The sequence below is a fragment of the Hydrogenophaga sp. GW823-FHT04C09 genome (assembly GCF_058796355.1).
The window spans coordinates 749,163-774,825 of the sequence record NZ_JBXAIO010000001.1 but is presented as its reverse complement, the minus strand read 5'-3'; the positions used below and the strand labels follow the sequence as shown (position 1 = coordinate 774,825).

General features: G+C 68.1%; 27 protein-coding genes. 9 read left to right on the top strand and 18 right to left on the bottom strand.

What is annotated here, in order from left to right:
• Positions 1-14: 14 nt before the first annotated feature.
• Positions 15-827, bottom strand: coding sequence for a thymidylate synthase (locus AC1Q9M_RS03580; RefSeq protein ID WP_382159065.1), 813 nt, complete (start codon positions 825-827; stop codon positions 15-17).
• 87 nt (positions 828-914) lie between these two features.
• Here AC1Q9M_RS03580 and AC1Q9M_RS03575 point away from each other — a divergent pair, with 87 nt between their 5' ends.
• Positions 915-1,493, top strand: coding sequence for a LuxR C-terminal-related transcriptional regulator (locus AC1Q9M_RS03575; RefSeq protein ID WP_382323937.1), 579 nt, complete (start codon positions 915-917; stop codon positions 1,491-1,493).
• A gap of 22 nt (positions 1,494-1,515) precedes the next feature.
• Here AC1Q9M_RS03575 and AC1Q9M_RS03570 read toward each other — a convergent pair whose 3' ends face one another.
• From AC1Q9M_RS03570 to AC1Q9M_RS03520, 11 genes are all read right to left on the bottom strand, one after another.
• A complete protein-coding gene (locus AC1Q9M_RS03570) occupies positions 1,516-2,046 on the bottom strand; it encodes a cupin domain-containing protein (RefSeq protein WP_382159062.1) in 531 nt (176 codons plus the stop codon).
• 33 nt (positions 2,047-2,079) lie between these two features.
• Entirely contained in the window at positions 2,080-3,087 is a 1,008-nt protein-coding gene (locus AC1Q9M_RS03565) for an MBL fold metallo-hydrolase (RefSeq protein ID WP_382159061.1), read from the bottom strand.
• Between the two features lie 37 nt (positions 3,088-3,124).
• Positions 3,125-3,889: an ABC transporter permease gene (locus AC1Q9M_RS03560; RefSeq protein ID WP_382159059.1), complete on the bottom strand. Its 765-nt coding sequence runs from the start codon at positions 3,887-3,889 to the stop codon at positions 3,125-3,127.
• On the bottom strand, positions 3,886-4,662 hold the full coding sequence (locus tag AC1Q9M_RS03555; protein WP_382323939.1) for an ABC transporter permease: 777 nt from the start codon (positions 4,660-4,662) through the stop codon (positions 3,886-3,888). The genes AC1Q9M_RS03560 and AC1Q9M_RS03555 overlap by 4 nt, the downstream gene beginning before the upstream one ends.
• 1 nt (position 4,663) lies before the next feature.
• On the bottom strand, positions 4,664-5,434 hold the full coding sequence (locus AC1Q9M_RS03550; RefSeq protein ID WP_382159056.1) for an ABC transporter ATP-binding protein: 771 nt from the start codon (positions 5,432-5,434) through the stop codon (positions 4,664-4,666).
• Positions 5,435-5,439: 5 nt separating this feature from the next.
• Positions 5,440-6,387 carry an ABC transporter substrate-binding protein gene (locus AC1Q9M_RS03545; protein ID WP_444688752.1) on the bottom strand — a complete coding sequence of 316 codons (948 nt, stop codon included), beginning with the start codon at positions 6,385-6,387 and terminating at the stop codon, positions 5,440-5,442.
• Between the two features lie 35 nt (positions 6,388-6,422).
• The gene (locus tag AC1Q9M_RS03540) at positions 6,423-7,370 is read right to left on the bottom strand and encodes a fumarylacetoacetate hydrolase family protein (RefSeq protein WP_382326994.1); all 948 of its coding nucleotides are present in this window, start codon (positions 7,368-7,370) and stop codon (positions 6,423-6,425) included.
• Complete coding sequence (locus tag AC1Q9M_RS03535; protein ID WP_382326992.1) at positions 7,367-8,899, bottom strand: class I adenylate-forming enzyme family protein; 1,533 nt, start codon at positions 8,897-8,899, stop codon at positions 7,367-7,369. The genes AC1Q9M_RS03540 and AC1Q9M_RS03535 overlap by 4 nt, the downstream gene beginning before the upstream one ends.
• Positions 8,900-9,061: 162 nt before the next feature.
• A complete protein-coding gene (locus AC1Q9M_RS03530) occupies positions 9,062-9,976 on the bottom strand; it encodes a lytic transglycosylase domain-containing protein (protein WP_382323945.1) in 915 nt (304 codons plus the stop codon).
• Positions 9,973-11,403 (bottom strand): FAD-binding oxidoreductase, encoded by a 1,431-nt coding sequence (locus AC1Q9M_RS03525; RefSeq protein ID WP_444688755.1) that lies wholly within the window; start codon positions 11,401-11,403, stop codon positions 9,973-9,975. Before AC1Q9M_RS03525 ends, AC1Q9M_RS03530 begins: the two co-directional genes overlap by 4 nt.
• Positions 11,400-11,855: a DUF2069 domain-containing protein gene (locus AC1Q9M_RS03520; protein ID WP_382159045.1), complete on the bottom strand. Its 456-nt coding sequence runs from the start codon at positions 11,853-11,855 to the stop codon at positions 11,400-11,402. Before AC1Q9M_RS03520 ends, AC1Q9M_RS03525 begins: the two co-directional genes overlap by 4 nt.
• 50 nt (positions 11,856-11,905) lie before the next feature.
• On the opposite strand from AC1Q9M_RS03520, the gene AC1Q9M_RS03515 reads away from it, so the two are divergent.
• Positions 11,906-13,195 carry a YihY family inner membrane protein gene (locus AC1Q9M_RS03515; RefSeq protein WP_382159043.1) on the top strand — a complete coding sequence of 430 codons (1,290 nt, stop codon included), beginning with the start codon at positions 11,906-11,908 and terminating at the stop codon, positions 13,193-13,195.
• A gap of 9 nt (positions 13,196-13,204) precedes the next feature.
• On the opposite strand, the gene AC1Q9M_RS03510 is transcribed toward AC1Q9M_RS03515, so the two are convergent.
• Positions 13,205-14,464: a cytochrome P450 gene (locus tag AC1Q9M_RS03510; RefSeq protein WP_492432437.1), complete on the bottom strand. Its 1,260-nt coding sequence runs from the start codon at positions 14,462-14,464 to the stop codon at positions 13,205-13,207.
• A 127-nt stretch (positions 14,465-14,591) separates the two neighbouring features.
• Here AC1Q9M_RS03510 and AC1Q9M_RS03505 point away from each other — a divergent pair, with 127 nt between their 5' ends.
• Entirely contained in the window at positions 14,592-14,861 is a 270-nt protein-coding gene (locus AC1Q9M_RS03505) for a hypothetical protein (protein WP_291114781.1), read from the top strand.
• On the opposite strand, the gene AC1Q9M_RS03500 is transcribed toward AC1Q9M_RS03505, so the two are convergent.
• A complete protein-coding gene (locus AC1Q9M_RS03500) occupies positions 14,854-15,750 on the bottom strand; it encodes a LysR substrate-binding domain-containing protein (RefSeq protein WP_492432435.1) in 897 nt (298 codons plus the stop codon). The genes AC1Q9M_RS03505 and AC1Q9M_RS03500 overlap by 8 nt on opposite strands.
• 97 nt (positions 15,751-15,847) lie before the next feature.
• Here AC1Q9M_RS03500 and AC1Q9M_RS03495 point away from each other — a divergent pair, with 97 nt between their 5' ends.
• Positions 15,848-16,828, top strand: a complete 981-nt coding sequence (locus AC1Q9M_RS03495) for a Bug family tripartite tricarboxylate transporter substrate binding protein (protein WP_382323951.1) — start codon at positions 15,848-15,850, stop codon at positions 16,826-16,828.
• Positions 16,829-16,843: 15 nt separating this feature from the next.
• Positions 16,844-17,686 (top strand): alpha/beta fold hydrolase, encoded by an 843-nt coding sequence (locus AC1Q9M_RS03490; protein WP_444688757.1) that lies wholly within the window; start codon positions 16,844-16,846, stop codon positions 17,684-17,686.
• Here AC1Q9M_RS03490 and AC1Q9M_RS03485 read toward each other — a convergent pair.
• The gene (locus AC1Q9M_RS03485) at positions 17,683-18,501 is read right to left on the bottom strand and encodes an alpha/beta fold hydrolase (protein ID WP_492432432.1); all 819 of its coding nucleotides are present in this window, start codon (positions 18,499-18,501) and stop codon (positions 17,683-17,685) included. The genes AC1Q9M_RS03490 and AC1Q9M_RS03485 overlap by 4 nt on opposite strands.
• 2 nt (positions 18,502-18,503) lie before the next feature.
• A complete protein-coding gene (locus tag AC1Q9M_RS03480; protein WP_382159031.1) occupies positions 18,504-19,814 on the bottom strand; it encodes an O-acetylhomoserine aminocarboxypropyltransferase in 1,311 nt (436 codons plus the stop codon).
• Positions 19,815-19,941: 127 nt separating this feature from the next.
• Between AC1Q9M_RS03480 and AC1Q9M_RS03475 the strand changes: the two genes are divergently transcribed.
• On the top strand, positions 19,942-20,409 hold the full coding sequence (locus tag AC1Q9M_RS03475) for a CBS domain-containing protein (RefSeq protein ID WP_291114768.1): 468 nt from the start codon (positions 19,942-19,944) through the stop codon (positions 20,407-20,409).
• A 68-nt stretch (positions 20,410-20,477) separates the two neighbouring features.
• On the opposite strand, the gene AC1Q9M_RS03470 is transcribed toward AC1Q9M_RS03475, so the two are convergent.
• On the bottom strand, positions 20,478-21,689 hold the full coding sequence (locus AC1Q9M_RS03470) for a polyhydroxyalkanoate depolymerase (protein WP_492432429.1): 1,212 nt from the start codon (positions 21,687-21,689) through the stop codon (positions 20,478-20,480).
• Positions 21,690-21,826: 137 nt separating this feature from the next.
• Between AC1Q9M_RS03470 and AC1Q9M_RS03465 the strand changes: the two genes are divergently transcribed.
• On the top strand, positions 21,827-22,483 hold the full coding sequence (locus AC1Q9M_RS03465) for a glutathione S-transferase (protein ID WP_444688761.1): 657 nt from the start codon (positions 21,827-21,829) through the stop codon (positions 22,481-22,483).
• Positions 22,484-22,770: 287 nt separating this feature from the next.
• Here the strand turns inward: AC1Q9M_RS03465 and AC1Q9M_RS03460 are convergent, their stop codons facing one another.
• Complete coding sequence (locus tag AC1Q9M_RS03460) at positions 22,771-23,193, bottom strand: cupin domain-containing protein (RefSeq protein WP_444688762.1); 423 nt, start codon at positions 23,191-23,193, stop codon at positions 22,771-22,773.
• Between the two features lie 144 nt (positions 23,194-23,337).
• Between AC1Q9M_RS03460 and aroC the strand changes: the two genes are divergently transcribed.
• Both aroC and AC1Q9M_RS03450 read left to right on the top strand, forming a co-directional pair.
• A complete protein-coding gene (gene aroC, locus AC1Q9M_RS03455) occupies positions 23,338-24,438 on the top strand; it encodes a chorismate synthase (RefSeq protein WP_382323965.1) in 1,101 nt (366 codons plus the stop codon).
• 58 nt (positions 24,439-24,496) lie between these two features.
• Positions 24,497-25,639, top strand: a complete 1,143-nt coding sequence (locus AC1Q9M_RS03450; RefSeq protein ID WP_444691231.1) for an MFS transporter — start codon at positions 24,497-24,499, stop codon at positions 25,637-25,639.
• Positions 25,640-25,663: the final 24 nt, after the last annotated feature.

The following is a 25,663-nucleotide window of genomic DNA, read 5'->3' as shown; positions in this document are numbered from 1 at the left end:
TGGCGGGCGCGGGCTCAGACCGCCACCGGCGCCTTGATGGCGGGATGGTGCTGGTAGTCGAGGATCTCGAAGTCGTCGAGCTCGTAGTCGAAGATCGATGCGGGGCGGCGCTTGATGCGCAGCGTGGGGTAGGGGTGCGGGGCGCGCGCGAGCTGCGTCTGCACCTGCTCGTGGTGGTTGCTGTAGATGTGGCAGTCGCCGCCGGTCCAGATGAATTCGCCCACTTCCAGGTCGCACTGCTGCGCCAGCATGTGGGTGAGCAGCGCGTAGCTGGCGATGTTGAACGGCACGCCCAGGAAAATGTCGGCGCTGCGCTGGTAGAGCTGGCAGCTCAGCTTGCCGTCGGCCACGTAGAACTGGAAGAACGCGTGGCAGGGCATCAGGGCCATCTTGTCGAGGTCGGCCACGTTCCAGGCGCTCACGATGATGCGGCGCGAGTCGGGGTTGGTCTTGAGCTGTTTGACCACCTCGCTGATCTGGTCGATGTGGCGCCCGTCCGGCGCCGGCCAGTTGCGCCACTGCACGCCGTACACCGGTCCGAGGTCGCCGTCTTCGCGCGCCCACTCGTCCCAGATCGTGCAGCCGCGCTCCTGCAGCCACTTCACGTTGCTGTCGCCGCGCAGGAACCACAGCAGCTCGACGATGATGGCCTTGGTGAACACCTTCTTGGTGGTCACGAGGGGAAAACCTTCGTTGAGATCGAAGCGCATCTGGTGGCCGAACACGCTGGTGGTGCCGGTGCCGGTGCGATCGGTTTTCTGCACGCCCGTGGTGAACACGTGGCGCATGAAATCTTCGTACTGTGAGCGGATGGGGCGGTCGGTCATGGACGGAATTGTGCCTGTTTCGGCCCGGCCCCGAGGCGGCGGCGCGCCGAACCCCTGCGCCATAATGGCCCATCACCCCGACGCCCGATGACGCCCAAGACCCTGTCTGAATCCATCGCCGAGCCCGAAATGATTTTCGAGCTCGCGCCGGTCGGTCTGATGGTGACCCGCCAGCGCATCATCGAGCGCTGCAACCGGGCCATGTCGGAGATGTTCGGTTACCCGGTGAGCGCCCTGGTCGGGCAATCCACCGAGATGCTGTATCCCTCGCACGAGGAGTTCGAGCACATCGGCGAGACCTGGGTGGTCAGCATGCGGCAGAACGGCAACCACCGGGATCAGCGCATCATGCGGCACGCCAACGGGCGCATGTTCTGGTGCGCGGTGTCGGGGCGGTCCTTCACGCCGGAATCGCCCTTCGCGTCGGTGATCTGGGTGTTCGACGACATCAGCGAAGCCCGCCCGGTGAACGCGCCGCTCACCGCGCGCGAACGCGAGATCGCGGCCCGGGTCATCACCGGCCTGACCAGCAAGCAGATTGCCAAGGACCTCAACGTCAGCCACCGCACGGTGGAGGCGCACCGCATGCGGCTGATGCGCAAGCTGGACGTGAACTCCACCGGCGAGCTGATCGCGCGCATCCTGGGCATGCCGCCCTCGCCCTGAGCGGGCGGGAGGCGGGCGCTGCTCAGGCGTGCGGCGTGGCGCCGATCAGGATGGCCGCCACGATGCAGGGCTCGGTGCCGCGCACGCTCCACGAATGCATGGTCCCGCGCTGGACCAGGATGTCCCCGGCCTTGAGCAGCGTTTCGCCCGTGTCCAGGATGGCGTAGATCTCGCCCTTGAGCACCACGATGTAGTCGATGGTGCTGGTCTTGTGGCGCATCGGGTCGTCCGAATGGGCATCGGGCGCGTGCCCCGCACCGATGGACTCGAAGGCCTTGGCCGCGTCGGCGCCCTGCCACATGGTGTCGGGCGGGAATTCCACGATGCGCAGGATGCTGCCCACCTGCGGCGGCTCGAGCTTGACCGGGCGCGCGGCGGCGTCTGCGGTGCCGGTGTTGTCGGCCGGAGCGGTGGTGGTCTCCCACAGGTCGGTCAAGGCCACGCCCGGCATGGACGCCATTTCCTTGATGTTGGGCGCGAGGCCATCCATGATGAAGGTCGAGCGACCCTGGGCGTCGTGCCCGGTCACGACGCGGCGGATTCTCCAGGCCATGTGTGTGTCTCCTTGAGGTGGTCTGAGGGGTGTTCAGTGGTTGGCGTGGTTGCAGTTGGGACCGCAGCCGATCACGTTGCCGTGCAGCTTGCGCTGGCGCTCTTCGTAGTGCGCCATCAGGCCGAACAGCTTCACGGTGTCCGGCGGCGAGGTGTCGCCGCTGAACTCCTGGTACAGGTTGTTGACGGTGACGTAGATGCGTTCGGCGTCGGTCCACGAGTTGAACTCGCGCAGCGAGATGTCGTCCACCGCCTGCTCGAGCGTCATGCCCTGGTCGTAGCGCTTGCGCGCCTCGGCCTTGACGTACTCCAGGTAGTGCTTGAGCGCGCGCACGCCCGTCTTGTCGGTGATCGGGCCATGGCCGGGCACCACCACGTCCACGTCCCAGCCGAGCATGAGGTCGCAGGCGCGGATCCAGTTGTCCACCGGGCCCGCCCACACGATGGGGTGGCCGCCGTTGAACAGGATGTCGCCGGTGTAGACGATCTTGTCTTCGGGGATGTAGGCGAGCACGTCGCCCTTGGTGTGGGCGGGGCCCACCTCGACCAGCTTCACGGTCTTGTTGCCCACCTTGAGGTCGATCTCGCCGCTGAAGGTCTTGGTGGGCGGGGTGTAGACGATGCCGCGGAAATCGAACACGCGGCCCATGGCTTTCATGAGGAATTCGCCGCCGTCGCCCAGTTCCTTGTAGTTGCGGAAGCGGTCGATCAGGGCCTGGGGCGGGTGCGCGAGCATCTCGTCGGCGCAGGCCTGCGAGACGATGATCTCCGAGTCGGCCACCAGCTGGTTGCCGAAGTAGTGGTCGCCGTTGGCGTGGGTGTTGACCACCTGCGCGATCTCCTTGGCCTCGGGCACCGCGTTGCGCATGGCGTGCAGCATCTCGCGCGTGAGCTTGAGGTCGAACAGGGTGTCCACCAGCAGCGACTCGCCGCTGTCGGTCACCAGGCCGGCGTTGCTCCAGCCCCAGGTGCCGTCGGGCAGCAGCCACGCGTAGTTGCCATTGCCGATGTCGTGCAGTCCCTTGGTGTATTGCCATTTCATGGGTTGTCTCCTGTGGTTGAGGTGGGGGATGCCGGGTTCAGGGCGTGCGCCAGCGCAGCAGGTGCTGTTCGGCGCGTTGAAGCAGGATGTTGGACACGTAGCCGACCGCGCCGAGCACGATGATCCCGGCGTACAGGTCGGCGCTGCGGAAGGAGCGCGCGGCCAGCGTGATGTTCTGGCCCAGGCCGATGGTGCCGGCCAGCATCTCGGCCACCACCGCGAGGATGAGCGAGACCGTCAGCGCCAGCCGCAGGCCGGCGAAGATGTCGGGCAGCGCGTTGGGCAGGGCGATCTTCCAGACCATCTCCAACCGCGAGAGGTGCAGGATGCGCGCCACCTCCAGCAGCCGGGGCTCGATGGTCTTGAAGCCGTGCACCGTGTTGAGCAGCACCGGCCAGAGCGAGGAGAACGCGATCGCCGTCACGATCATGCGGTCGTTCAGGCCGATCAGCAGCACGAAGACCGGGATCATGGCCGAGGCGGGCAGCGGGCGGATCAGCTCCAGCGTGGGCTCCACATAGGCGCGCAGCCGGGGCGAGAGGCCGATCGCCGCGCCCAGCGCGACGCCCGCGACCGAGGCGGTCACGAAGCCCAGCACCATGCGCCGCAGGGTTTCGCGAAACGCGAGCCAGAAGTCCGCCGTGCCCATCTGGTCCCAGAGCGACTCGAAGCTGCGCAGCGGGGCCGGAAAGAACACCGGCGACACCAGTTCCAGGTGCGCGGCGAGCTGCCACAGGCCGACCAGCGCGGCGAGCACGCCCAGGCTGGCGAACCACATCAGGACACCGTGTTGTCTTTTCATGCCGATTGCTCCGCCCAGTTGCCCATGCGCCCGAACCAGCGTTGCTGCGCGCGCAGCAGCGAGGCGTTGAGCGCCCAGCCGATCAGACCGATCCAGCCGATGAAGGCGAACACGCGATCGGGCCGCATGCTCTCCTGCGCGACGATGAGCGCATAGCCCAGGCCCATCGGGTTGGCCGTGATCTCCACCGTGACCGCCACCACCAGCGACACCGCGGCCGCCAGCCGCAGGCCGACGAAGATGCGCGGCAGCGCCGCCGGCAGCACGATCTTGGTCACGCGCTCGCGCAGGCTGAAGTTGAGCATGTGCGCCACCTCCAGCAGGCGCGGCTCGATGCCGCGCACCGCGCTTTCGGTGATGATCAGCAACGGCCAGAAACACGAGAAGGCCACGATGCTGCTCTCCATCTGGAAGCCGTAGCCGTGGATCAGCAGCGCCAGGGGAATCAGCGCCACCGAGGGAATGGGCCGCAGCGCCTCGGTGGACACCCGCATCAGCTGCGACAGGTGGCGCGAGAGGCCGAAGGCGACGCCGACCAGAATGCCCGCCGTGGCCCCCACGACCAGCCCGCCGACCGCGCCGCCGAAGGTCTCCAGCGCGGCCTTGAACAGGCTGCCGTCGGCGACCACGCCCACCGCCGCGCGGAAGATCGCGATCGGGGACGACAGGCTCTCGGCCTTGAGCAGCCCGGAGCGGGCCGCGAACTCCCAGAAGATCAGGACCGCCGCCGGGAACAGCACCCCCTTGAACACGCGCGCCATGGATGCATTCATCTCAGTGCCCCGGTGGCAGGAGGTTGAACAGGCGGTGGCGGTAGGCCAGGAAGCGCGCGTCCTCCCGCGTGGTGAGCTGGTTGCGCGGCCGCTCCAGCTCGATCGTCAGCGTCTCCGACAGCCGCCCCGGGTGCTTGTCCATGGAGATCACCCGGTCGCCCAGGTAGATCGCCTCCTCCAGGTCGTGGGTGATGAACACCACCGTCACGCCGGCATCGGCGCACAGGCGGGCCACCTCGTCCTGCAGGGTCTGGCGCGTCATCGCGTCGAGCGCGCCGAAGGGCTCGTCCATCAGCAGCACCTGCGGCGCCTGCGCCATGCAGCGCGCGATCTGCAGGCGCTGCTGCATGCCGCCGGAGAGCTGGATCGGGTAGGCGTCGGCCCGCTCGGCCAGGCCCACCCGTTCCAGCATGTCGCGGATGATGGGCGCGCGCTCGTCCTTGGGCACGCGGCGCGCCTCCAGCGCCAGCTCCACGTTGCCGGCCACGGTGCGCCAGGGCAGCAGGGCGCGCCCGTAGTCCTGGAACACCACCGCGAGCTCGGGGTCGGGCCCGTCGATCGCGCGGCCCCGGTACAGCACGCGGCCCTGGGTGGGGCTCAGCAGGCCGCCCATCAGGCGCAGCAGCGTGGTCTTGCCGCAGCCCGAGGCACCGACGATGCAGACGAACTCCTTCTCATGCACCGTGAGCGAAATGTCGTTCAGGATGTTGAGGGAACCCACGGTGAAGTCCAGCCCGGTGATGGACAGGACGGGATCGTTGGCTTGGCTCATGCGGCTCACTTGTAGATCAGCTTCGCCGGGTCGATCGGCTTCTTGAGCATGTCCTGGTCCATCATGATCTTGTTCCAGTTCTGCACCACCTCGGGCGTGATGACCGGGCGGAACTTGGGGTCGGGGAACTTGGCCTGCACTTCGGGCGGGAAGGGGATGTAGACCAGGTTGGCCTTGCGCACCACGCCCGGGTCTTTCAAGGCCATGGCCGAGGCTTCCTCGATGGCGGCGCGGAAGGCGGCGACCTGCTTGGGGTTGGCGTCGGCCCACTTGCGGCTGGCGACGTGCCAGCCCGACTGCACCTCGCCATCCAGCGCGGCGATGTAGTAGGCGACCACGCGGCCGGCCTTGGTTTCCTCGGCGCGCGAGAGGAAGGGCTGCACCGCGAGGATGCCGTCGACCTGGCCGTTGCGCAGCACGTCCACCGATTGCGCGAACGCGTTCTCGGTGAACGTCACCTTCTTGTAGTCACCGCCGTTCTCGGCCATCCATTTGCGGAACAGCACGTGCAGGAAGGCGTTGAGGCCCGGGGTGGACACGCGCTTGCCCTCGAAGTCCTTGGCGGTCTTGATGGGGCTGTCGGGGCGGACCATGATGGCCACGTCTTCCATGCCCTTGGTGTAGTAGCCGCCGCCGGCCAGCACCACCAGGTCCAGGCCTTGCTCGACCGCCTGCATGGTGTTGGGCGCGGTCGGTGTGGCGATCTGCAGGCTGCCGGCCATCAGGGCCGCCGGCGTGGTGGCCGAGTTGGGCACCAGCTTCATCTCCACGTCCAGGCCATGTTTCTTGAAGAGGCCTTCGTTGGCCGCGACAAAGGCGTTGGCGAACGCGGTGGATGCCGAGAAACCGAACACGATCTTCTGGGCCCAGACGGGGGCCGCCGCCGCACTCAGCAGCGTGGCCACCGCCAGGGGGCGCACAAGGGAACGCAGGGTCGCGATAAAGGTGTGCATGGCTTGTCTCCAGATGGTTTTAGGGAAGAACGCGGTCACTGGCTTGCGTGACGGAACACCACACGGTTCTTCAGCACGCCGAGCTTCTGAATCTCCAGCTCGACGACATCGCCGTGTTTCAGGAAGCGGCCCAGTTCCAGTCCGCATCCGCTGCCGACCGTTCCCGAGCCGAAGAACTCGCCTGCGTGCAGCGTCTCGTCGCGCGAGGCGTGGACCAGCACGTCCTCGAAACGGTGGTGCATCTCGCCGCTGTTGCCACGCGACCATTCCTCGCCGTTGACGCGAGCGACCATGGTCAGGTCGTAGGGGTTGCCGACCTCGTCGGCCGTGACCAGCCAGGGGCCGAGCACGTTGCCGGTGTCGAAGTCCTTGCCCTTGGTGGGCCCGAGCGTGCCGCCCATCTCGCGCATCTGTTGGTCGCGCGCGCTCACGTCGTTGAAGATCAGGTAGCCGAAGATGTGCGAGCGCGCATCTTCCTTGCGGATGTTCTTGCCGCTCTTGCCCAGGATGGCGGCGAACTCGAGTTCGTAGTCCAGCATCTGGCAGTACGCGGGGTTGACGATGTCCGCGCCCGTGCCCACCACCGAGAAGCGGTTGCACTTGTAGTAGATCGGCTCCTCGTACCAGATCGGCGGAATCTCCACCTTGGCCGGGTCGCGCTCGCCGTCGGTGGCGCCGAACAGGTGGCGGTTCGCGCGCGCCTGGCGGAAGTGTTTCTCGAAGCACAGGAAGTCGCGCATCTGGCGCGGCTCGGGCAGTGGCGCGGCCAGCTTCACATCGGCCAGCGCGTGGGTGACGGCGGCTTTGTCCAGCAGTTGCCGGGCTTCCTTGAGCGCGGCCTCGCCGCCGTCGATCAGCGCGAGCATGTTGCGCATGGCGGGCGAGGTGGACGACGCGGTGAAGTCCACCAGGCGCTGCTCGCCCGCGAGCATGGCGCCGATGTGGCGTTGGCCGCCGGGCAGATCGAATGTGACCAGTTTCATGGGATGTGTCTCCTGTCGTTGGGGGAATCGCCCAGGTCCCGCAGAGCGGTCTTGAGCACCTTGCCGTAGCTGTTCTTGGGCAATTCGTCGAGCAGCAGGTACTGGCGCGGGCGCTTGAAGCGCGCGATGCTGGCGAGGCAGAGCGCATCGAGCTCGCCGGTGTCCAGCGTGTGGCCGGGGCGTGGCACCACGTAGGCCAGCACCTCCTCGCCCCACTCGCCATGCGGGCGGCCGACCACGGCCACCTCGCGGATGCCGGGATGGCGCAGCAGCACCTCCTCGACCTCGCGCGGGTAGATGTTGGAGCCGCCGCTGATGATCAGGTCCTTGGATCGGTCCTTGAGCGAGAGGAAGCCATCGGCATCGAGTTCGCCGATGTCGCCGGTGTGCAGCCAGCCGTCACGCAAGGTCTGGGCCGTGGCTGCCGTGTTGCCCCAGTAGCCTGGCATCACCGGGTCGCCGCGCACCAGGATCTCCCCGGTCTCGCCGCAGGGCAGCGCGGTGCCGTCCGGCTGCGCGATGCGGATCTCCACGCTGCTCTGCGCCACGCCCACCGAAGCCATGCGCTGCGCATGGCGCGGATGGCCGAGATTGGCCAGGTGTTCGCGCGACAGCGCGGTGATCGCCATCGGGCACTCACCCTGGCCGTAGATCTGCACGAAGCGCGGCCCCATCACGGCGATGGCCTGCTGGATGTCGGCCGCGTACATGGGCCCGCCGCCATAGACGATGGTCTTGATGCCGTCGCCGTCCAGGCCGCGCGCGAGCGCGCTGTCGACCAGGCGCTTGACCATGGTGGGCGCCGCGAACATCGACACATCGCGCAGCTCGCGGGCCAGCGCGAGGATCTCGTCGGGGTCGAAACCGCCGGACTCGGGGATCACATGGCGCGCGCCGGCCAGCACGTGCGGGATGTTGTAGAGGCCGGCACCGTGCGACATGGGCGCCGCATAGAGGCTCGCGTCGCCCGGCCGCACGGTGTCCACGTCGGCGAAATAGCAGAGCGTCATCGAGAGCAGGTTGCGGTGCGTCTGCATCACCCCCTTGGGGCGCCCGGTCGTGCCCGAGGTGTAGAACAGCCAGGCGATGTCGTCGGGCGCGCGGTGCACCGGTGCCATCGCATCGCTGGCGAGCAGGGACAGGTATTCGGCGCCGTTCACGTCGATGGCGGCAGCCGGGCCGGGCTGCAGGTCCGCGCTCAGATCGGCCGAGGTGAACAGGGCCCGCGCGCCGCTGTCGGCCAGGATGTACTCGACTTCGCGCGCATGCAGCTTGTGGTTGATCGGCACCACCACCAGCCCGGCGGACCAGGCACCGTACAGCACCTCCAGGTACTGCGGGCAGTTGTGCAGCAGCAGGGCGACGCGCTCGCCGGGCCGCAGGCCCAGGTGCTGCGACAGGCCGGTGCCGAGCGCCCCGGCCCGGCGGGCCAGTTCGCGGTAGTCGCAGCACACGCGCGCACCCAGCAGCACGGCATCCCGGTCGGGGAAGGTTCGGGCCGAACGCACGAGCAACTGCGCGATGTTCATGAAACTTCGTCTCCTGTGACCATGCCCGGGTGCCGTGGCGCATGGCTTGTGATTCGAAAATTCTAGGAACGCGCCTCTGCGCCTGATAGTCGTAGGACTACCTCATGGGGTTACTACTGATTCGAGCGCGCGCCGCGCGCGCGTGGCCTGCCGGGCCGCCGCTCAGGGGCGCACGGAGGTGATGCCGGGCATGGCCGGCGACGGCGCGGTGATGCGCTCGTCGAAGGGGTGCTGCTGCAGGGCGAAGATCTGCTGGATGCGCTTGATGTAGCCCTGCGTTTCGGGGAACGGCGGCACGCCACGGTAGCGCTCCACCGTGCCTTCGCCCGCGTTGTAGGCGGCCAGCACCAGGGGCACGTTGCCCTTGAAGTAGGCCAGCAGCCACTGCAGGTAGGACAGGCCGCCGCGGATGTTCTGCTCGGCGTCGAAAGGCTTGTTCACGCGGAAGCGTGCGGCGGTCTCGGGAATGAGTTGCATCAGGCCCTGGGCGTTCTTGTCCGACAGGGCGTGCACGTTGAAATTGGACTCGGCCTTGATCACGGCGAAGGCCAGGCCGGGCTCGATGCCGAACTGCGGCGCGAGCTTGTAGACGATCTTCATGATGCGCTGCTGCTCGGGCGTGTTGACCCAGTCGCGGTAGCGCGTGACCACCGCATCGGCCTCGGCGGTCAGCCGCTCCTGCTCGGCGCGCTGCTGTTCGGCCCGTTCGGCCTGCAGCACGCACTCGGGTTTGTCCGCCGGTGTGTCCAGTCGCTTGAACATCGCCTCGGCCTGGGCATCGCCCAGCAGGGCCGCGCGCGCGAACCAGTGCGCGGCGTAGCCGTCGTGGCGCGGCGTGCCCCGGCCGTTGGCGTAGAGCCAGCCCAGGTTGTAGGCCGAGACCGCGTCCCCCGCGAGTGCGGCGCGGCAGTAGAGCGCGATCGCCGCATTGGTGTCGCGCGCCACGCCTTCCCCGTGTTCGTACGCCAGCGCCTGCTCGCGCCAGGCCTGGCGCTGGTTCGCCTCGACCGCGTGCGCCCAACCCGTGGCGGCGAGCGCGCACACGAGCAAGAGGCGGGCGGGACGGCGGAGATTCATGGGTGGGTGAGCACGCGGCCAGGGTTCATGAGGTGGTGAGGATCGAGCGCCTGCTTGATGGCGCGCATCAGGCCCAGGGCAACCGGGTCCTTGTAGTGGGGCAGGTGGGCGGCCTTGAGGCTGCCCACGCCGTGTTCGGCGCTGATCGATCCATCGTAGCGCGCCACCGCATCGAAAACCAGGGTGTTCACGCGCGTTTCCTGCTCATTCAGGAACTTTTTGGCATCTCCGTCGGCCGGCGCCTGCACGTTGTAGTGCAGGTTGCCGTCGCCCAGATGGCCAAAATTCACCAGCCGCACGCCGGGGATCTCGCGCTGCAGCAAGGCGTCGGTCTCGGCGCAGAAGGCGGGAATGCGCGAAACCGGGATGCTGATGTCGTGTTTGATGTTCAGGCCCTCTTCGGCCTGGGCCAGTGGAATGCTCTCGCGGATGTGCCACAGGCCACGCGCCTGCGAGAGGCTCTCGGCCACCACCGCGTCGCTCACCAGGCCTTGCTCGAAGGCGGTTTCGAGCAGGCGCTCGAACTGCCCGCGCGCATGCTCTTCCGATTCGCTGTCGCTGTTCTCCAGCAGCACGCAGTAGGGGCTGTCCGCCCACAGCGGCACGCGCAGGGCGGGAAAGTGCTTGTCCACCAGGCCCAGGGCGAACTGGCCCATCACCTCGAAGCCGGTCAGGCCCGCGCCCAGGTGCTGGTGCGCCAGGCCCAGCAGCGCCACGGCGGCGTCCAGCGTGGGCACGGCGGCCCAGGCGGTGAGCTGCGCGGCGGGCAGCGGGTAGAGCTTGAGCGTGGCGGCGGTGATCACGCCCAGCGTGCCCTCGCTGCCGATGAAGAGGTCGCGCAGGTCGTAGCCGGTGTTGTCCTTGCGCAGGCCGGTGAGGCCGTGCCACACCTCGCCCTGCGCCGTCACCACCTCCAGGCCCAGGCAGAGTTCGCGCGCGTTGCCGTAGCGCACCACCTGTGTGCCGCCCGCGTTGGTGGCCAGGTTGCCGCCGATCGTGCAACTGCCCTCGGCCGCCAGGCTCAGGGGGAACAGGAAGCCGGCGTTCTCGGCCGCGTCCTGCAGCGACTGCAGCACGCAGCCGGCTTCCACCGTCATCGTGAGGTTGGCGCCGTCGATCGCGCGCACGGCGTTCATGCGCGTGAGGCTCAGCACCACCTGGGTGCCGGAATCGTCGGGCACCGAGCCCACCACCAGGCCGGTGTTGCCGCCCTGGGGCACGATGGCCGCCCCGGCCTGGGCGCAGGCGCGCACCACGGCGGCCACCTCGGCGGTGCTTCCCGGGCGCACCACGGCCAGCGCGCGGCCCTGCGCGCGCTTGCGCCAGTCGTTTTCCCAGGCGGAGAGGTCGGCGGCGGGGTCTTCGTGGGTCAGCACCTGGGCCGGCCCCACGGCCGCGCGCAGCGCTTGCAGCAGATCGGCGCTCATGGTTTGGCCACGCGGGATTCGGCCGCGGCGGTGGAGCTGGCCACGTCGGCGGCCACGGCTTCCTTGCCGGCGGCGCGCAGGCGCATGCGCACGTGCAGCGCGCAGGCCGCGAAGAGGGCGATGCACAGCAGCACCTGGAGCCAGGCCAGCCACATCGAGGTGCCCGACTCGCTGGTGGCGCGCACCGCGCCTTCGGTGAAATACAGCCACACCAGCAGGCTGACCCAGCGGTAGGTGTACATGCGGTTTTTCAGCAGACCGGCCAGCGGCACGGTCAGCGGCAGCACCTTGATGGCCCACCAGGAGCCGCCTTCGCGCAGCGGCGCGAGCCACAGTTCCCAGGCCAGGCCGAGCACGATCAGGCCCAGCAGGCTGCCCACGGCGAGCCAGCGGGTGCCGCGCACGGCGGAAGGGGTGTCCAGGGCGCTGGAGGGCGAGGGGGATGAGGGCATGGGGGAGGGTGGGAAAGCGGGGGCGGGAGGGCAGGTGGCATGATACCGGGATGACCCTGAAAGAGCGCCTGCGGGCCCTTGAAACCCTGGCGCGCGCGCTGTGGCGCGACGCCCTGAATTTTCCGTGGCGCACCACGGCGCTGACGCTGCGCGAGCGCTTCCGGGAAGACCGGCTGGGCATCACCGCCAGTTCGCTGACCTTCACCACCACCATCTCGCTGGTGCCGCTGTTCACCGTCGCGCTGGCGATCTTCAGCGCCTTCCCGATGTTCGACCGCCTGCAGGTCACCCTGCAGCGCTGGCTGGTGCAAAGCCTGGTGCCGCCCGACATCGCCAAGCAGGTGTTCAGCTACCTCAACCAGTTCGCCAACAAGGCCGGGCAGATGGGCTGGGCCGGCGCGCTGGTGCTGCTGGTGACCGCGCTGGCCCTGATCCTGACCATCGACCGCAAGCTCAACGACATCTGGCGTGTGCGCCAGCCGCGTTCGCTGACCCAGCGCGTGCTGGTGTACTGGGCCGTGCTCACCCTGGGCCCGCTGCTGCTGGCGGGCAGCCTGGCGGCCACCTCCTACGCCGTCACGGCCTCGCGCGGCGTGGTCTCGGGCCTGCCTGGCGGCGTGCGTTTCCTGCTGGATGCCGTGCAGTTCGCGCTGCTCACCGGCGGCCTGGCCGCGCTCTACCGCTACGTGCCCAACACCCGGGTGCGCTGGAGCCATGCGCTTTCGGGCGCCCTGTTCGTGGGCGTGGGGCTGGAGCTGGCCAAGAAGGTGCTGGCCTGGTACCTGGCCCAGGTGCCCACCTACTCGGTGGTCTACGGCACCTTCGCCACCGTGCCCATCCTGCTGGTGTGGTTCTACGTCGCCTGGGTGATCGTGCTGCTGGGGGCGGTGGTCGCGGCCTACCTGCCCAGCCTGCTCTCGGGCATCGCGCGGCGCAGCGACACGCCGGGCTGGAGCTTCCAGCTCGCGCTGGAATTGCTGGAACAGCTGCACACGGCGCGCGACAGCGCGCCCAAGGGCCTGAGCCTGGAGGCCCTGGCCCAGGTGCTGCGGGTGGACGCGCTGCAGCTCGAAGAGCCGGTGGCCGTGATGGTCAAGCTGGACTGGCTGGGCCGGCTCGACGAGGACGGCGAGCGCTACGTGCTGCTGATCGACCCGGCCATGACGCCGGTGGCCCCGCTGGTGGAGCGGCTGCTGCTCGCGCACCAGCCGCACACCGCGCGCTTCTGGTCCGAGAGCCGCTGGATGGACCTCTCGGTGGCGCAGGCCGTCTCGACCACACCGGCCCTGGCCGGCGGCTCGAGCGAGGCCGTGGGGGAGGCTTCGGTCGCGTCGGGGTGACGCCCGCGCTCAATCGATGGCGAACGGCGCGCGCAGAAAGCCGCGAAAGCGTGCTCGGCCGCCGCGCGTGGGCTCCTCGATGAGACGGTAGCCCGGGAAGCGCCGCAGGAAGCGGCCGATGGCGATGCGCCCCTCCAGCCGCGCCAGGCTCAGGCCGGCGCACTGGTGGATGCCGAAGCCGAAGGCCAGGTGCTTGTTGCCTTCGCGCGCCAGGTTCAGCACCTCGGGGTCGGCGAACTGCGCCGGGTCGCGGTTGGCCGCGCCGATGCACAGCGTCACCAGCGTGCCGGCCGGCAGGTCCACGCCGCCGACCTGGGTGTCCTGGATCGCGCGCCGGTTGCCGAGCTGGTTGGACGACTCGAAGCGCAGGAATTCATCGACCGCGCGGCCGAGCACGGCTTCCTCGGCGGCGGCGTCGCCCGCCGTGGCCTGCAAATCGCGCAGCAGGCCGGCACGGGCCTCGGGAAACTCCTGCAGCGAGATCAGGCCGTTGCCGATCAGGTTGGTGGTGGTTTCGTGGCCGGCGTTGAGCAGGAAGATGCAGTTCTGCAGCAGCTCCACCTCGCTGAGCTGTTCGCCGCTGGCCTCGCCCTGGATCAGGCGGGTGAGCACGTCGCGCTCCGGGTCGCCCGGGCGCTGGCGGCGCGCGGCCACCAGGCTGCGCAGGTAGGCGGTCATCTCGGTCACGGCCTGGTTGCCGCTGGCCTGCTGCTGGGGCGTGAGCGTGGGTTCCAGCGCGCCCAGGATGGCGAGCGACCAGGCGCGCAGCGGGCCCCGGTCTTCGTGCGGCACGTCCAGCAGGTTGCCGATGATCTCCACCGGGATGGCCGAGGCGAAGTCCTCGATCAGGTCACCCCCGCGGCGCGCGTCCAGCTCGTCGAGCAACTGGTCCACCAGCGCGATGAGGCCCGGCTCCATCTCGGCGATGGCGCGGCGCGTGAGCGCGCCCATGATGAGCCGGCGCACGCGCGTGTGCAGCGGCGGGTCGTTGAACACCAGGCTGGTGGTGTGGTGCTCGAACAGGGCCGAATCCGCGCCGTACTTGGGCGCGAACTCCACGTGCTTGTCGGAGCTGAAGGCCTGCGCATCGCGGTACACCGCCATCAGGTCGGCGCAGCGGGTGAGGAACACCGAGCCGTCGGGCATGCGGCGCACCGGCTGGCTCTCGCGCAGCGCGGCATAGACCGGGTAGGGGTTGGCCAGAAAGTCGGCGGGCAGGGCGCGCAGGTCGAAGTGGGCGGCGATCTCCTGCGCGCGCGCAGCGGTCATGGGCGGTGTGATCGGTGGCGTCATGGTTCGCGCATTGTGGCAGCGCGAAAGCATGGACGAAATGGGCTTGCAATCGCGAGGCGGCGGCGTAGCATGGGTCGCGCCCTTGTCCACCTGAGGAGTTGCCATGTTCCAGCGTCCCCTGCGCGGCGTGCTGATCGCTGCGATCCTGCTCTTCGTGCTGGTCGTTGCCCTGCTCGCGGCGCTGCCGCTGCGGCCGGCCTCGGCCCAGTCCAAAAACATCATGGAGGCGCCGGCCTGCCAGTGTTCGGCACCGACGTCCGTGGTGGCGGGCGGCACCCGCCTCGTGCACTGCGTCTGCGGCGGCATGTCCTGCGTGATGAGCGTGCCGCCCAGCAGCGGCAAGGACACCGGCCAACTGCAGTGCGTCAAGTAGCCGGCGCGTCCTTTCCCGTGGCCTCCTGCAGCAGCCAGTCGCGGAAGGTGGCCAGAGGTGGCAGGTGGTTCTTGCCCTCGGGGTAGGTGAGGTAGTAGCCGGCCTCGCCCACCATGTCCTTGGAAAAGGGGGCCGCCACGAGCCCTGCGTCGATGTCGTCCTGAACCACGCAACGGGGCACCAGGCCCAGGCCCATGCCCGCCATCACCGCGCGCACGATGGAGGTCACCTGATCGAGCTTGGGGCCTTGCATGAGCGCCGGGTGAGAGACGCCGTGCAGCTCACACCACCGCGGCCAGGCACCCGGTTCGGCGGGATGCTGAAGCAGGGCGTGCAGGGCGATGTCGCGCGGCCTGCGCAGGCGCGACGAGGCCGGCAGGCGCGGCGGGGCAATGACCACGTACTCATGGCCGGCGATGTAGTGGGAGCTTGCTCCAGGCCAGGTGCCGTTGCCATAGAGAAGCGCGCAGTCCAGATCGGGGTCGGGGGATGCGCCTCGGTTGAAGGGCACGAAATTCAGGAATACCTCAGGATGCTGTGCCAGGAACCGGGGCAGGCGGGGGATCAGCCATTTCGCCCCGAATGTCGGGGTGCTCATCACGTTCAGAACACCCCCGCGCCCTCGCAGCGTCATGACGCCCAGCGTCGCCTGCTCCAGTTGTCCGAGTGCCGCATCCACCCCCGGCAGGTAGCGATGCCCCGCAGGAGAAAGGTGAAGGCGCCCTCGAATCCGGTCGAACAGGGCCACCCCCAGCGAGGCCTCCAGCTCCAGGAGCTTCTTGCTCACGGCACCTTGCGTGAGGTGGAGTTCCCTCGCGGCGGCCGAGATGGATCCGTGGCGGGCGGTGGCGGAAAACGCTTGCAGCAAGTGAAGGGCTGGCAGCCTCATGGTATTTCCATAGGGAATGGGTGCATGCGGATTATTCGATTTACCGCCATGGGCCGCAAGAACAGAATTCTTCCAGCACAACGATGGAGACACGACCATGAAGACCCTTCACCGATGGACCCTGGCCATCGCGGCCCTGCTGGGGGCAACCGTCACTGCCCTGGCCGATCCGGGCTATCCCAACCGGCCCGTCACCCTGTTGGTCGCGTATCCGGCCGGTGGTTCCACCGACACGGTGGCCCGGAAGTGGGGCGAAGAGCTTGCCAAACAGCTTGGGCAACCGGTGGTGGTCGAGAACATGGGGGGCGCGGGCGGCATGATCGGCGCGAAGCGGGTGGCGCAGGCCGCGCCCGATGGCTACACGCTCTTGCTGGGGGCGGTGAACGAGGTGGTGCTGAGCCCGTTGACCAACCGAAATCCGCCCTACAAGACCGCCAGCTTCAAGACCGTGGGCATCCTGGGCGCCTCTCCGGTCGTGCTGTTGACCGGCAAATCCAAACCGCACCGATCGCTGAAGGACATCGCCCAGGCCAGCGCACCCGGCAAGGCCAGCCTGACGTATGGCACGCCGGGTCGAGGCACCTTTCAGCACATCGTGATGCACTCGCTGGCGTCTCGGCTGAAGTCGGACTTGCTGCACGTTCCCTACAAGGGGGGCGCGCCCTTCATCGCGGACCTCATCGGTGGCCAGATCGACCTGATCCTGCTGCCCACGGTCACGGCGGTGCCGCAGTTGTCGAGCGGCCAGATGCAGGCGGTGGCGGTGTCCTCGTCTTCGAGGATGGACCTGGCTCCGACGGTCCCCACTTTTGCCGAGAGCATGCCCGAGCTTCGTGATGTCGATTTCTCGATCTGGGTGGGCCTTTTTGCGCCGCAGGGCACGCCACAGGCGGTGGCCGAGCGCCTCAACCAGGCGCTGCGCGAGGCGCATCGCTCGGAGTCGATCCAGTCGTTCGTTCGCGCCAGCGGCATGGCGGTGCCCGCCGCTGGCCTGGATTTCGCCGGGGCGCAGCGTTTTCTCGATGCCGAGGAGCGCAAGTACCGGGCGATCGTGCCAGGCATGAAGCTGGAAGACTGAAGGGGGTCCGTTGCCATGAGCTTCGTCCAGGCCCAGGGTTGCCGCATCTACCATGAGCGCCACGGTCAGGGACCGGCGCTGGTCTTCTGCCATGGCGCGGGGTCCAATGCCGCGACCTGGTGGCAGCAGATTCCTTTTTTCTCGAGCCGTTTCACCTGCCTGACCCTGGACTGCCGCGGTTTCGGCCGGTCGCTGGCACGCCCCGACTCCCTGACATGGGACGCGCTCACCAGGGATCTTCTGGCGGTGCTCGACGCCGAGCGCATCGATCGCGCGGCCCTGGTCTGCCAGTCGTTGAGCGGGGGCGTGGGGCTGCGCCTTGCGCTGGCGCACCCCGATCGCGTGTGGGCCCTGGTCTCGAGCGGTTCGCCGCTGGGCATCGATGCGCCCGAGGTGCTGGCGTGCGTCGAACGTTACCTGGGCACGTCGGACAGCCGGCAGGTCGAGCAACGCGCATTGGCGCCCTCATTCCGCGCATCGGAGGCGGCCCTGGCCTTCCTGTACCAGCAGATCAACGCCTTCAACCCACTGGTGTCCGGCGACATGACGGCCGAGCTCAAGCGCCGGCTGCAGGCCTTGAACCACCCGGATGCCCTGATCGGGTGTGAGCGCCTCGCAGAAGTCGCCTGCCCCGTGCTCCTGGTCTCGGGGGTGCACGATCCCTTGGTGCCCCCGGAACTCGCCCGGTCGATCGCGGCGCTTTTCCCGAACGCGCGGGCCATCGAGATGAACGCCTGTGGGCATTCGCCGTACTTCGAACGCCCTGCGGAGTTCAACGCACAGGTGGGCCGCTTTCTGCGGTCGTGCCTGGGTGGGGCGCCTGCCGACCCGGTGGCCGAAACGGGCGCCTGTTCTTAAACCCGGAGGAAATCGCGGATCGCGAACAGCGTGGCGTCGGGCGTCTCGGTCATCTGGTGGTGGCCCACCGGCAGCGTGGCAATGCTCACCGCCTTGCCGGCCGCGCGCGCGGCCTGCACCAGCACCTGCGCGGCCTTGGGGTTGGTCATCTGGTCCAGCCCGCCGAGCACGAACAGCACCGGGCAACTGATCTGCGCGATGGCCGCTTCGCCGCCGGCATAGCGGTCGCAGGCCACGAAGCCACGGTGGAACACGTTGACCTGAGGGTTGCTGCGCAGCACGCGCCGACCCAGCGCCATGCTGGAGCCGTAGACCCAGGTGCCCGGGCCGAGCGCCGAGGGCGGCGCGGCCAGGGTGCTGCGGCTGAACACGTTCACCATCGTGAGCGCCTTCTCCGGCTCGTTGAGCGAGGCTTCGATCAGCGCGGGCGAAACCTTCATGGGGTAGGCCGTGCCCACCAGCACCAGGTGGCTCACGCGCTCCTTCAGGCGCCCGGCCGATTCGAGCGCGATCAGCGAGCCCCAGCTGTGGCCCACCAGCGCGGCCTTCTGCACGCCGGCGGCGTCGAGCAGGGCGGCCACGAAGCCGGCCGCGTCTTCCACCGAGGCCGGCGCTTCGCCCTCGCTCTTGCAGTGGCCGGGCAGGTCCACCGCGAGCACGTTCCAGCCGTGGTGGGCCAGGTAGCGGCTCTGCAGGATCCACACGCTGTGGTCGTTGATCACGCCGTGGAGGAACACCACGGTGGGCTTGGCGGCATCAAAAGGCTTGCCGCCGGTGTAGCAGTAGGTGCTGGCGCCATTGACTTGCAGGTACATGGTCAGGCCCCTGCCTTTTCTGCGGCCTTGAGCGCGCGCTTCAAATCGTCGATCAGGTCGTCCGGGTCTTCCAGGCCGATGGACAGGCGGATCGTGCCCGGGCCGATGCCACCGGCCGCCAGCGCTTCGTCGCTCATGCGGAAATGCGTGGTGCTCGCCGGGTGGATCACCAGCGAGCGGCAGTCGCCCACATTGGCAAGGTGGCTGAAGATCTTGAGCGCTTCGATGAAGGCCTTGCCCTGCGCGCGGCTGCCCTTGATGTCGAAGCTGAACACCGAGCCCGCACCCTTGGCACCGAAGCGCAGCAGCTTCTCGGCCAGCGCGTGGCTGGGGTGGCTCTCCAGCAGAGGGTGGCCCACGCGGCCCACCAGCGGGTGGCTGGCGAGGAATTGCACCACCTTCTCGGTGTTGCCCATGTGGCGGTCCATGCGCAGCGACAGCGTCTCGATGCCCTGCAGGATCAGCCAGGCGCTGTGCGGGCTCATGCAGGCGCCGAAGTCGCGCAGGCCCTCGCGGCGCGCGCGCAGCAGGAAGGCACCGACCGTGCTTTCTTCGCTGAACACCATGTTGTGAAAGCCTTCGTAGGCCTCGGTGAGCTCGGGGAATTTGCCCGACTTCTCCCAGTCGAAACTGCCCGCGTCGACCACCACGCCCCCGATCACCGTGCCGTGGCCGCTGAGGAATTTGGTGGCCGAGTGGTAGACGATGTCGGCGCCCAGCTCGAAGGGTTTGACGAGGTAAGGCGTTGTAAGGGTCGAGTCCACCAGCAAGGGCGCGCCGGCCTCGTGCGCGATCTGCGAGACGGTGGGGATGTCCAGCACGTCCAGGCCCGGGTTGCCCACGGTCTCGCCGAAGAAGAGCTTGGTGTTGGGCCGCACGGCGGCGCGCCAGCCGTCGATGTCGCCCGGTTTCACGAAGGTGGTCTCGATGCCGAAGCGGCGCATCGTGTAGTGCAGCAGGTTCTGGCTGCCGCCGTACAGGGCGGTGCTGGCCACGATGTGCGAGCCCGCGCCCATCAGCGTGGCCACGGCCAGGTGCAGCGCGGCCTGGCCGCTGGCGGTGGCGATGGCGCCGATGCCACCCTCCAGCGCGGCCATGCGCTGCTCGAAGACGGCGTTGGTCGGGTTGCTGATGCGGCTGTACACATGGCCCGCGCGCTCCAGGTTGAACAGCGCGGCGGCGTGGTCGCTGGACTCGAAGACGAACGAGGTCGTGAGGTGGATGGGCACGGCGCGCGCGCCGGTGGTGGGGTCGGGGGCGGCGCCCGCGTGCAGCGCGAGCGTGTCGAAGCCGGGGTCAGCGTAGCCGGACATATGGTCTCCAGTGGTTGCCTGTCGTTGCGGCGGGCGAGGCGCGCGCAGTGGTTTTGATTTGTATTGTGGGCTATATTGTCAGCACCCCAGCCCCATGGGGGACACACCAGAATTGAGGAGCACAGCCATGAAAGTCAGCGATATCCTGCGCGTCAAGGGAGGCACGCTGTACACCGTCCAGCCTCAGGAGACGCTGGAACGCGCGATCGAAACCATGTCGCAGTTCGACATCGGTTCGCTGGCCGTGATCGAGCACGGCGACCTGGTCGGCATGTTGACCTTCCGCGAAGTCATCCACACCTTGGCCAAGAACGGCGGCTCGCTGGGCGGGCGCACCGTGCGCACCGTGATGGACGACCACCCCATGACCTGCACGCCCCAGACCGAACTGGAGCAGGTGCGGCCCATGATGCTGGAGCGCCACACGCGCTACATGCCGGTGATGGACAACAAGATGCTCATGGGTGTGATCAGCTTCTACGACGTGGCCAAGGCCGTGGTCGACAGCCAGAACTTCGAGAACAAGATGCTCAAGGCCTACATCCGCGACTGGCCCGAGGAAGAGTCGAGCAAGAACGAGCCGAATTTCCCCTGAAGCGCCGAGCGAGCTTCAAATGAAAACGCCCCGCATGCCGGGGCGTTTTTCATGGTGCGAACGAACGTTCAGTCCGAGCTGGCGTGGATCATGTCGCGCACGCGGGGATAGATCTGCTGGTTCCAGCGCCGCCCGCTGAACACGCCGTAGTGGCCCACGCCGGTCTGCACGTGGTGCGTCTTCATGTAGGGGCGCACGCTGCGGCACAGGTCCTGCGCGGCCACCGTCTGGCCCACCGAGCAGATGTCGTCGCGTTCGCCTTCCACCGTCATCAGCGCGGTGCGGCGGATGGCGGCGGGGTTCACGGTGCGGCCGTTCCAGGTCAGCACGCCGCGCGGCAGGTCGTAGGTCTGGAACACCTTCTCCACCGTCTCCAGGTAGAACTCGGCCGGCAGGTCGTTGACCGCGAGGTACTCCTCGTAGAACGCCTGGATCACGCCGGCCTCCTCGGTGCGGCCGGCGGCCAGGTGGTCGTAGATGTGGCGGAAGGACTGCTTGTGGCGGTCCGGGTTCATGCTCATGAAGGCGGTGAGCTGCACGAAGCCGGGGTAGACGCGGCGCATCATGCCGGCGTGCGGGAACGGCACGTGGCTGATCAGGTTTTTCTCGAACCACTCGATGGGCTTGCTGGTGGCGAGCTTGTTCACCTCGGTGGGGTTGACGCGGCAATCCACCGGGCCGGCCATCAGCGTGAGGCTGCGCGGCTGGGCGGGGTTGTCGTCCTCGGCCATGACGGCCGTGGCGGCGAGCGCGGCCACGCAGGGCTGGCACACCGCCACCATGTGGCTGCCCGGGCCCACGGCCTCGGTGAAGCGGATCATGTAGCTGATGTAGTCGTCCAGCGAGAAGGCGCCGTGGCGCAGGGAGACGTCGCGCGCGTTGTGCCAGTCGGTGATGTAGACGTCGTGGTCCTGCAGCAGGGTGCGCGCGGTCTCGCGCAGCAGGGTGGCGAAGTGGCCGGAGAGCGGGGCCACGAGCAGCACCTTGGGCTGGGGTTCGGCGCCTTCCTTGCGAAAGCGCAGCAGGGTGCCGAAGGGCAGGGTGAGCACGGTTTCCTCGGTGACGGGGAATTCGCGTTCACCCACCGTCACGCTGTGGATCTGGTAGGGCGGGCGTGTGTGGGTCAGGCGCAGGCGCGAGATCACGTCGCAGGCGGCGGCCAGCTTGCGCATGACGCTGCCCTCGGTTTCGCGCAGCCAGAGCGCGGCGCTCAGGTGCTGCGCGGTCAGGCGCAGGGGCGAGATCAGGTCGGACTGGAGTTGGTAGGCCTGATACAGCATGGTTTCTTTCCTGGGACAACGTGTCGCATTGCAGGCAAGTTGCGGGCCAGCGGGGTGTTGCACCGGCGCGGTGCGTGGTGGGTGCACAGCGATGGCACAGGCCTTGCTCGGTGGATGCCCTCTGAAGGAGCATGTCCATGGCCAAAGCGGTACTCACGATCAGCAGCAAGAACTACGGTGCCTGGGCCTTGCGGGGCTGGTTGATGGCGCGCATGGCGAAGCTGGAGTTCACGGAGAACGTGATTTCGCCGGACGATCCGGCGATGAAGGCCGAGATGTTGTTGCTGTCGGCCTCGATGCGGGTGCCGGCGCTGGAGCACGATGGCATTCATGTGTGGGACACGCTGGCGATTGGCGAGTACCTGAACGAGGTGAAGCCGAAGGCGGGTCTGTTGCCGGCGGACCGGGCGGCGCGGGCGCATTGCCGGGCGATCTGTGGCGAGATGCATTCGGGGTTTTCGGCGATGCGCTCGTCGTTGCCGATGAACATCAAGGCCTCGTTTCCGAATTTCAAGCTGTGGTCGCGCGCGCAGACGGACATCGATCGCATCGAGACCATCTGGAGCGAGTGTCTGGAGACGTATGGCGGGCCTTATCTGTTCGGCGGCAAGCCCTGCATGGCGGATGCGATGTTCGCGCCGGTGGTGACGCGTTTCATCACCTACGAGGTGGCGATCAGCCCTGCGTGTGTGGCGTATTGCGACACCATCATGGACTTGCCGGCCATGAAGGAATGGGTGGCGGCTGCGGAGGCCGAACCCGACGACATCGACGAGTTGGATGCCGAGTTTTAAGTTTCTTTCCTGTACCTCGCGGGCTCGGACACCCGGGCGCTCTGCTCCGCGGGTGTCCCCCGAACCGGCTTCGCCGGTTCTCCTCCTTTACCCCGCTGCGCAGAGCGCCCGGGTGTCCGAGCCGAAGCCATGTTGGCGCGTCAACGCTCGAGTGCCTGGATGGTGGCAAGTCCCAGGGGTGGGTGATGGGCGGAGCGAAGTAAAGGAGGAGGCGGCACCAGCCGCCGGGGGACATTCGCGGAGCCCATCACCCGCCCCTGGGGCCTCGAAGACCGGCAGGAGTGAAATCAGCCCCAAGGAGTGGGCTTGGGAATCTCACAAACCGGTTCCACATCGATCGACTTGAAGTCCGCAGGAGACACGATCTCCAGGTACTCCATATCGGGCGAGTAGTCGAACAGGTAATGCCGGATCCCAGGCCGCTGATGCACACAATCGCCGGCCTCCACCAGCGTCTCCTGGTCCTCGTACATGAACCGCGCCCAACCCCTGAGCATGATCACGATCTGGAAATCCGCCTCGTGCCGGTGCCAGCCCGTGCCTTCCTCCGGCGGCAGATTCGCCTTCACCAGATGCGCAATCACCTTGCCGTGCGTCGCCTGGGCGATCCCCAGGTCGCGGTACAGGAAAAAATCGCGCAGGCCACCACTCACATAGTCGCCTTCGCCGCCCTTCACGTGAGAAAACAAAGTGGAGGTTCGATCAAGCATGGGACGCTCCTTTCTGGGGATGGACAGCAACCAGCTGCTGCGCCGCAGCACAAAGCACAAAATGTTCCCGTCCCCCAGGCCCGATCGCATGCACCAGACTGGCCCACCAACGCACCAGCGTGCCTCAGGGATAATCACCCCTCTATGAGCGGCAACACCTTCGGCACCCTGTTTTGCGTCACCAACTTCGGTGAATCCCACGGCCCGGCCATTGGCTGCGTGATCGACGGCTGCCCGCCGGGCATGGCACTCAGCGAGGCCGACATCCAGGCCGAGCTCGACCGCCGCCGCCCCGGCACCAGCAAATTCGTCACCCAGCGCAACGAACCCGACACCGTCGAAATCCTCAGCGGCGTGTACGAAGGCAAGACCACCGGCACCCCCATCGCCCTGCTGATCCGCAACACCGACCAGCGCAGCAAGGACTACGGCAACATCCTGCAGACCTTCCGCCCCGGCCACGCCGACTACACCTACTGGCAGAAATACGGCATCCGCGATCCGCGCGGCGGCGGCCGCAGCTCGGCCCGCCTCACCGCGCCCACCGTGGCCGCCGGCGCGGTCGCCAAAAAGTGGCTCAAGGAACGCTACGGCACCACCTTCCGCGGCCACATGACGCAGGTCGGCGAACTGGCCATTCCCTTCGAGAGCTGGGACCACGTGCCCCACAACCCCTTCTTCGCCCCGGTGGCCGATGTGTCGGCCATCGAGGCCTACATGAACGAGCTGCGCAAGAGCGGCGACTCCTGCGGCGCGCGCCTGCGCGTCACCGCGCAGGGCATGCCGGTCGGCCTGGGCCAGCCGCTGTACGACCGGCTCGACGCCGACATCGCCTACGCCATGCTCGGCCTCAACGCCGTCAAGGGCGTGGAGATCGGCGCCGGCTTCGCCAGCGTGGCGCACCGGGGCAGCACGCACGGCGACAGCCTCACCCCCGAAGGCTTCAAAGGCAACAACGCCGGCGGCGTGCTCGGCGGCATCAGCACCGGGCAGGACCTGGAAGTGCAGATCGCGATCAAGCCCACCAGCTCCATCCTGATCCCGCGCGAGACCATCGACACGGCCGGTCAGCCCACCGAAATCATCACCAAGGGCCGCCACGACCCCTGCGTGGGCATCCGCGCCACCCCCATCGCCGAGGCCTTGCTGGCCCTGGTGGTGATGGACCACGCGCTGCTGCATCGCGCGCAATGCGGCGACGTGCAGCTGCCCACGCCCGACATCGCCGCCCAGGCGCGCGGCTGACCCCACGGCCGCCTGGCCTGCCGTGGTCGAGCGCCGTCAACTCTTCCCTTTCGCGGCTTTGTCCGCGAGCTACTTCGCGCACATCGGGTTTTTCAATCCGTACCTGCCGCTCTGGCTGAAAGAGCTGGGCTTCGGCCTGATCGCCATCAGCGTGCTCACCTCGGTGCAGTCGGCCACGCGCCTGTTCGCGCCCTACCTCTGGGGTTCGCTGAGCGACCGCACCGGTGAGCGCGTGCGCCTGCTGCGCTTTGGCGCCACCACCGCGCTGCTGCTCTCGCTGGGCCTGTGGTTCGACGGCGGCGGCGTGGTGCTGTTCGTGGTGCTGCTGCTCATGTTCAGCCACACCAGCGGCATGATGCCCATGAGCGAGGCCGCGCTCGCCCATCTGGTGAGCCAGAGCGGCGCCTTCGACGCGAAGCGCTACGGCCGCGTGCGCCTGTGGGGCTCGCTGGGCTTCCTGGTCACGGTGGTGGCCGCGGGCCTTTGGTTCGAGCGCTTCGGCCTGGTGCACTTTCCGGCCTGGACGCTGGGCACGCTCGCCGCCGTGGCCGCCAGCGCCTGGCTGCTGCCCGACTTCCGCGAACCCGCCCACGCCACGCAGGCGCCCCAGCCCGGCGTGTGGCCGGTGCTGCGCCAGCCGCCGGTGCGCTGGTTCTTCGCGGCGGTGTTCTTCCACGTGCTCGCGCACATCTTCATCTACGTCTTCTTCTCGCTCTACCTGGATTCGCTGGGCTACAGCAAGACCGTGATCGGCCTGATGTGGGCGCTGTCGGTGGTGATCGAGATCGGTTGGTTCTTCACCCAGGGCCGCTGGCTGCCGCTGTTGTCGCTCTCGGGCTGGCTGGTGCTGGCGGCCGCGCTCATGTCGCTGCGCATGGGCCTGACCGCCGGCTTCGCGCTGGTGTGGCCGGTGCTGCTGCTGGCGCAGGCCCTGCACGCCATCACCTTCGCCGCGCACCACACGGTGTGCATCGCCATGCTGTCCCACCATTTCCCCGGCCGCCTGCGCGGGCGCGGCCAGGCGCTCTACACCGTGGTGGGCTATGGCCTGCCCGGCGTGGTGGGGGGCATCAGCGGCGGCCTGCTCAGCTCGGCCTTCGGGCTGGCCAGCGTGTTCTGGCTGTCGGCCCTGCTGGCGCTGGTGGCCACGTGCTGCGCGCTGCGGGCCCGGGCGCTGAACGCGGCGGTGTCGCCGGGGTGAACCAGAAACCCTCGCATGGATCGT

Coding starts and splice junctions, on each gene's coding strand:
- AC1Q9M_RS03580 (WP_382159065.1), bottom strand. CDS start 827: ATGACCGACCGCCCCATCCGCTCACAGTACGAAGATTTCATGCGCCAC.
- AC1Q9M_RS03575 (WP_382323937.1), top strand. CDS start 915: ATGACGCCCAAGACCCTGTCTGAATCCATCGCCGAGCCCGAAATGATT.
- AC1Q9M_RS03570 (WP_382159062.1), bottom strand. CDS start 2,046: ATGGCCTGGAGAATCCGCCGCGTCGTGACCGGGCACGACGCCCAGGGT.
- AC1Q9M_RS03565 (WP_382159061.1), bottom strand. CDS start 3,087: ATGAAATGGCAATACACCAAGGGACTGCACGACATCGGCAATGGCAAC.
- AC1Q9M_RS03560 (WP_382159059.1), bottom strand. CDS start 3,889: ATGAAAAGACAACACGGTGTCCTGATGTGGTTCGCCAGCCTGGGCGTG.
- AC1Q9M_RS03555 (WP_382323939.1), bottom strand. CDS start 4,662: ATGAATGCATCCATGGCGCGCGTGTTCAAGGGGGTGCTGTTCCCGGCG.
- AC1Q9M_RS03550 (WP_382159056.1), bottom strand. CDS start 5,434: ATGAGCCAAGCCAACGATCCCGTCCTGTCCATCACCGGGCTGGACTTC.
- AC1Q9M_RS03545 (WP_444688752.1), bottom strand. CDS start 6,387: ATGCACACCTTTATCGCGACCCTGCGTTCCCTTGTGCGCCCCCTGGCG.
- AC1Q9M_RS03540 (WP_382326994.1), bottom strand. CDS start 7,370: ATGAAACTGGTCACATTCGATCTGCCCGGCGGCCAACGCCACATCGGC.
- AC1Q9M_RS03535 (WP_382326992.1), bottom strand. CDS start 8,899: ATGAACATCGCGCAGTTGCTCGTGCGTTCGGCCCGAACCTTCCCCGAC.
- AC1Q9M_RS03530 (WP_382323945.1), bottom strand. CDS start 9,976: ATGAATCTCCGCCGTCCCGCCCGCCTCTTGCTCGTGTGCGCGCTCGCC.
- AC1Q9M_RS03525 (WP_444688755.1), bottom strand. CDS start 11,403: ATGAGCGCCGATCTGCTGCAAGCGCTGCGCGCGGCCGTGGGGCCGGCC.
- AC1Q9M_RS03520 (WP_382159045.1), bottom strand. CDS start 11,855: ATGCCCTCATCCCCCTCGCCCTCCAGCGCCCTGGACACCCCTTCCGCC.
- AC1Q9M_RS03515 (WP_382159043.1), top strand. CDS start 11,906: ATGACCCTGAAAGAGCGCCTGCGGGCCCTTGAAACCCTGGCGCGCGCG.
- AC1Q9M_RS03510 (WP_492432437.1), bottom strand. CDS start 14,464: ATGACCGCTGCGCGCGCGCAGGAGATCGCCGCCCACTTCGACCTGCGC.
- AC1Q9M_RS03505 (WP_291114781.1), top strand. CDS start 14,592: ATGTTCCAGCGTCCCCTGCGCGGCGTGCTGATCGCTGCGATCCTGCTC.
- AC1Q9M_RS03500 (WP_492432435.1), bottom strand. CDS start 15,750: ATGAGGCTGCCAGCCCTTCACTTGCTGCAAGCGTTTTCCGCCACCGCC.
- AC1Q9M_RS03495 (WP_382323951.1), top strand. CDS start 15,848: ATGAAGACCCTTCACCGATGGACCCTGGCCATCGCGGCCCTGCTGGGG.
- AC1Q9M_RS03490 (WP_444688757.1), top strand. CDS start 16,844: ATGAGCTTCGTCCAGGCCCAGGGTTGCCGCATCTACCATGAGCGCCAC.
- AC1Q9M_RS03485 (WP_492432432.1), bottom strand. CDS start 18,501: ATGTACCTGCAAGTCAATGGCGCCAGCACCTACTGCTACACCGGCGGC.
- AC1Q9M_RS03480 (WP_382159031.1), bottom strand. CDS start 19,814: ATGTCCGGCTACGCTGACCCCGGCTTCGACACGCTCGCGCTGCACGCG.
- AC1Q9M_RS03475 (WP_291114768.1), top strand. CDS start 19,942: ATGAAAGTCAGCGATATCCTGCGCGTCAAGGGAGGCACGCTGTACACC.
- AC1Q9M_RS03470 (WP_492432429.1), bottom strand. CDS start 21,689: ATGCTGTATCAGGCCTACCAACTCCAGTCCGACCTGATCTCGCCCCTG.
- AC1Q9M_RS03465 (WP_444688761.1), top strand. CDS start 21,827: ATGGCCAAAGCGGTACTCACGATCAGCAGCAAGAACTACGGTGCCTGG.
- AC1Q9M_RS03460 (WP_444688762.1), bottom strand. CDS start 23,193: ATGCTTGATCGAACCTCCACTTTGTTTTCTCACGTGAAGGGCGGCGAA.
- aroC (WP_382323965.1), top strand. CDS start 23,338: ATGAGCGGCAACACCTTCGGCACCCTGTTTTGCGTCACCAACTTCGGT.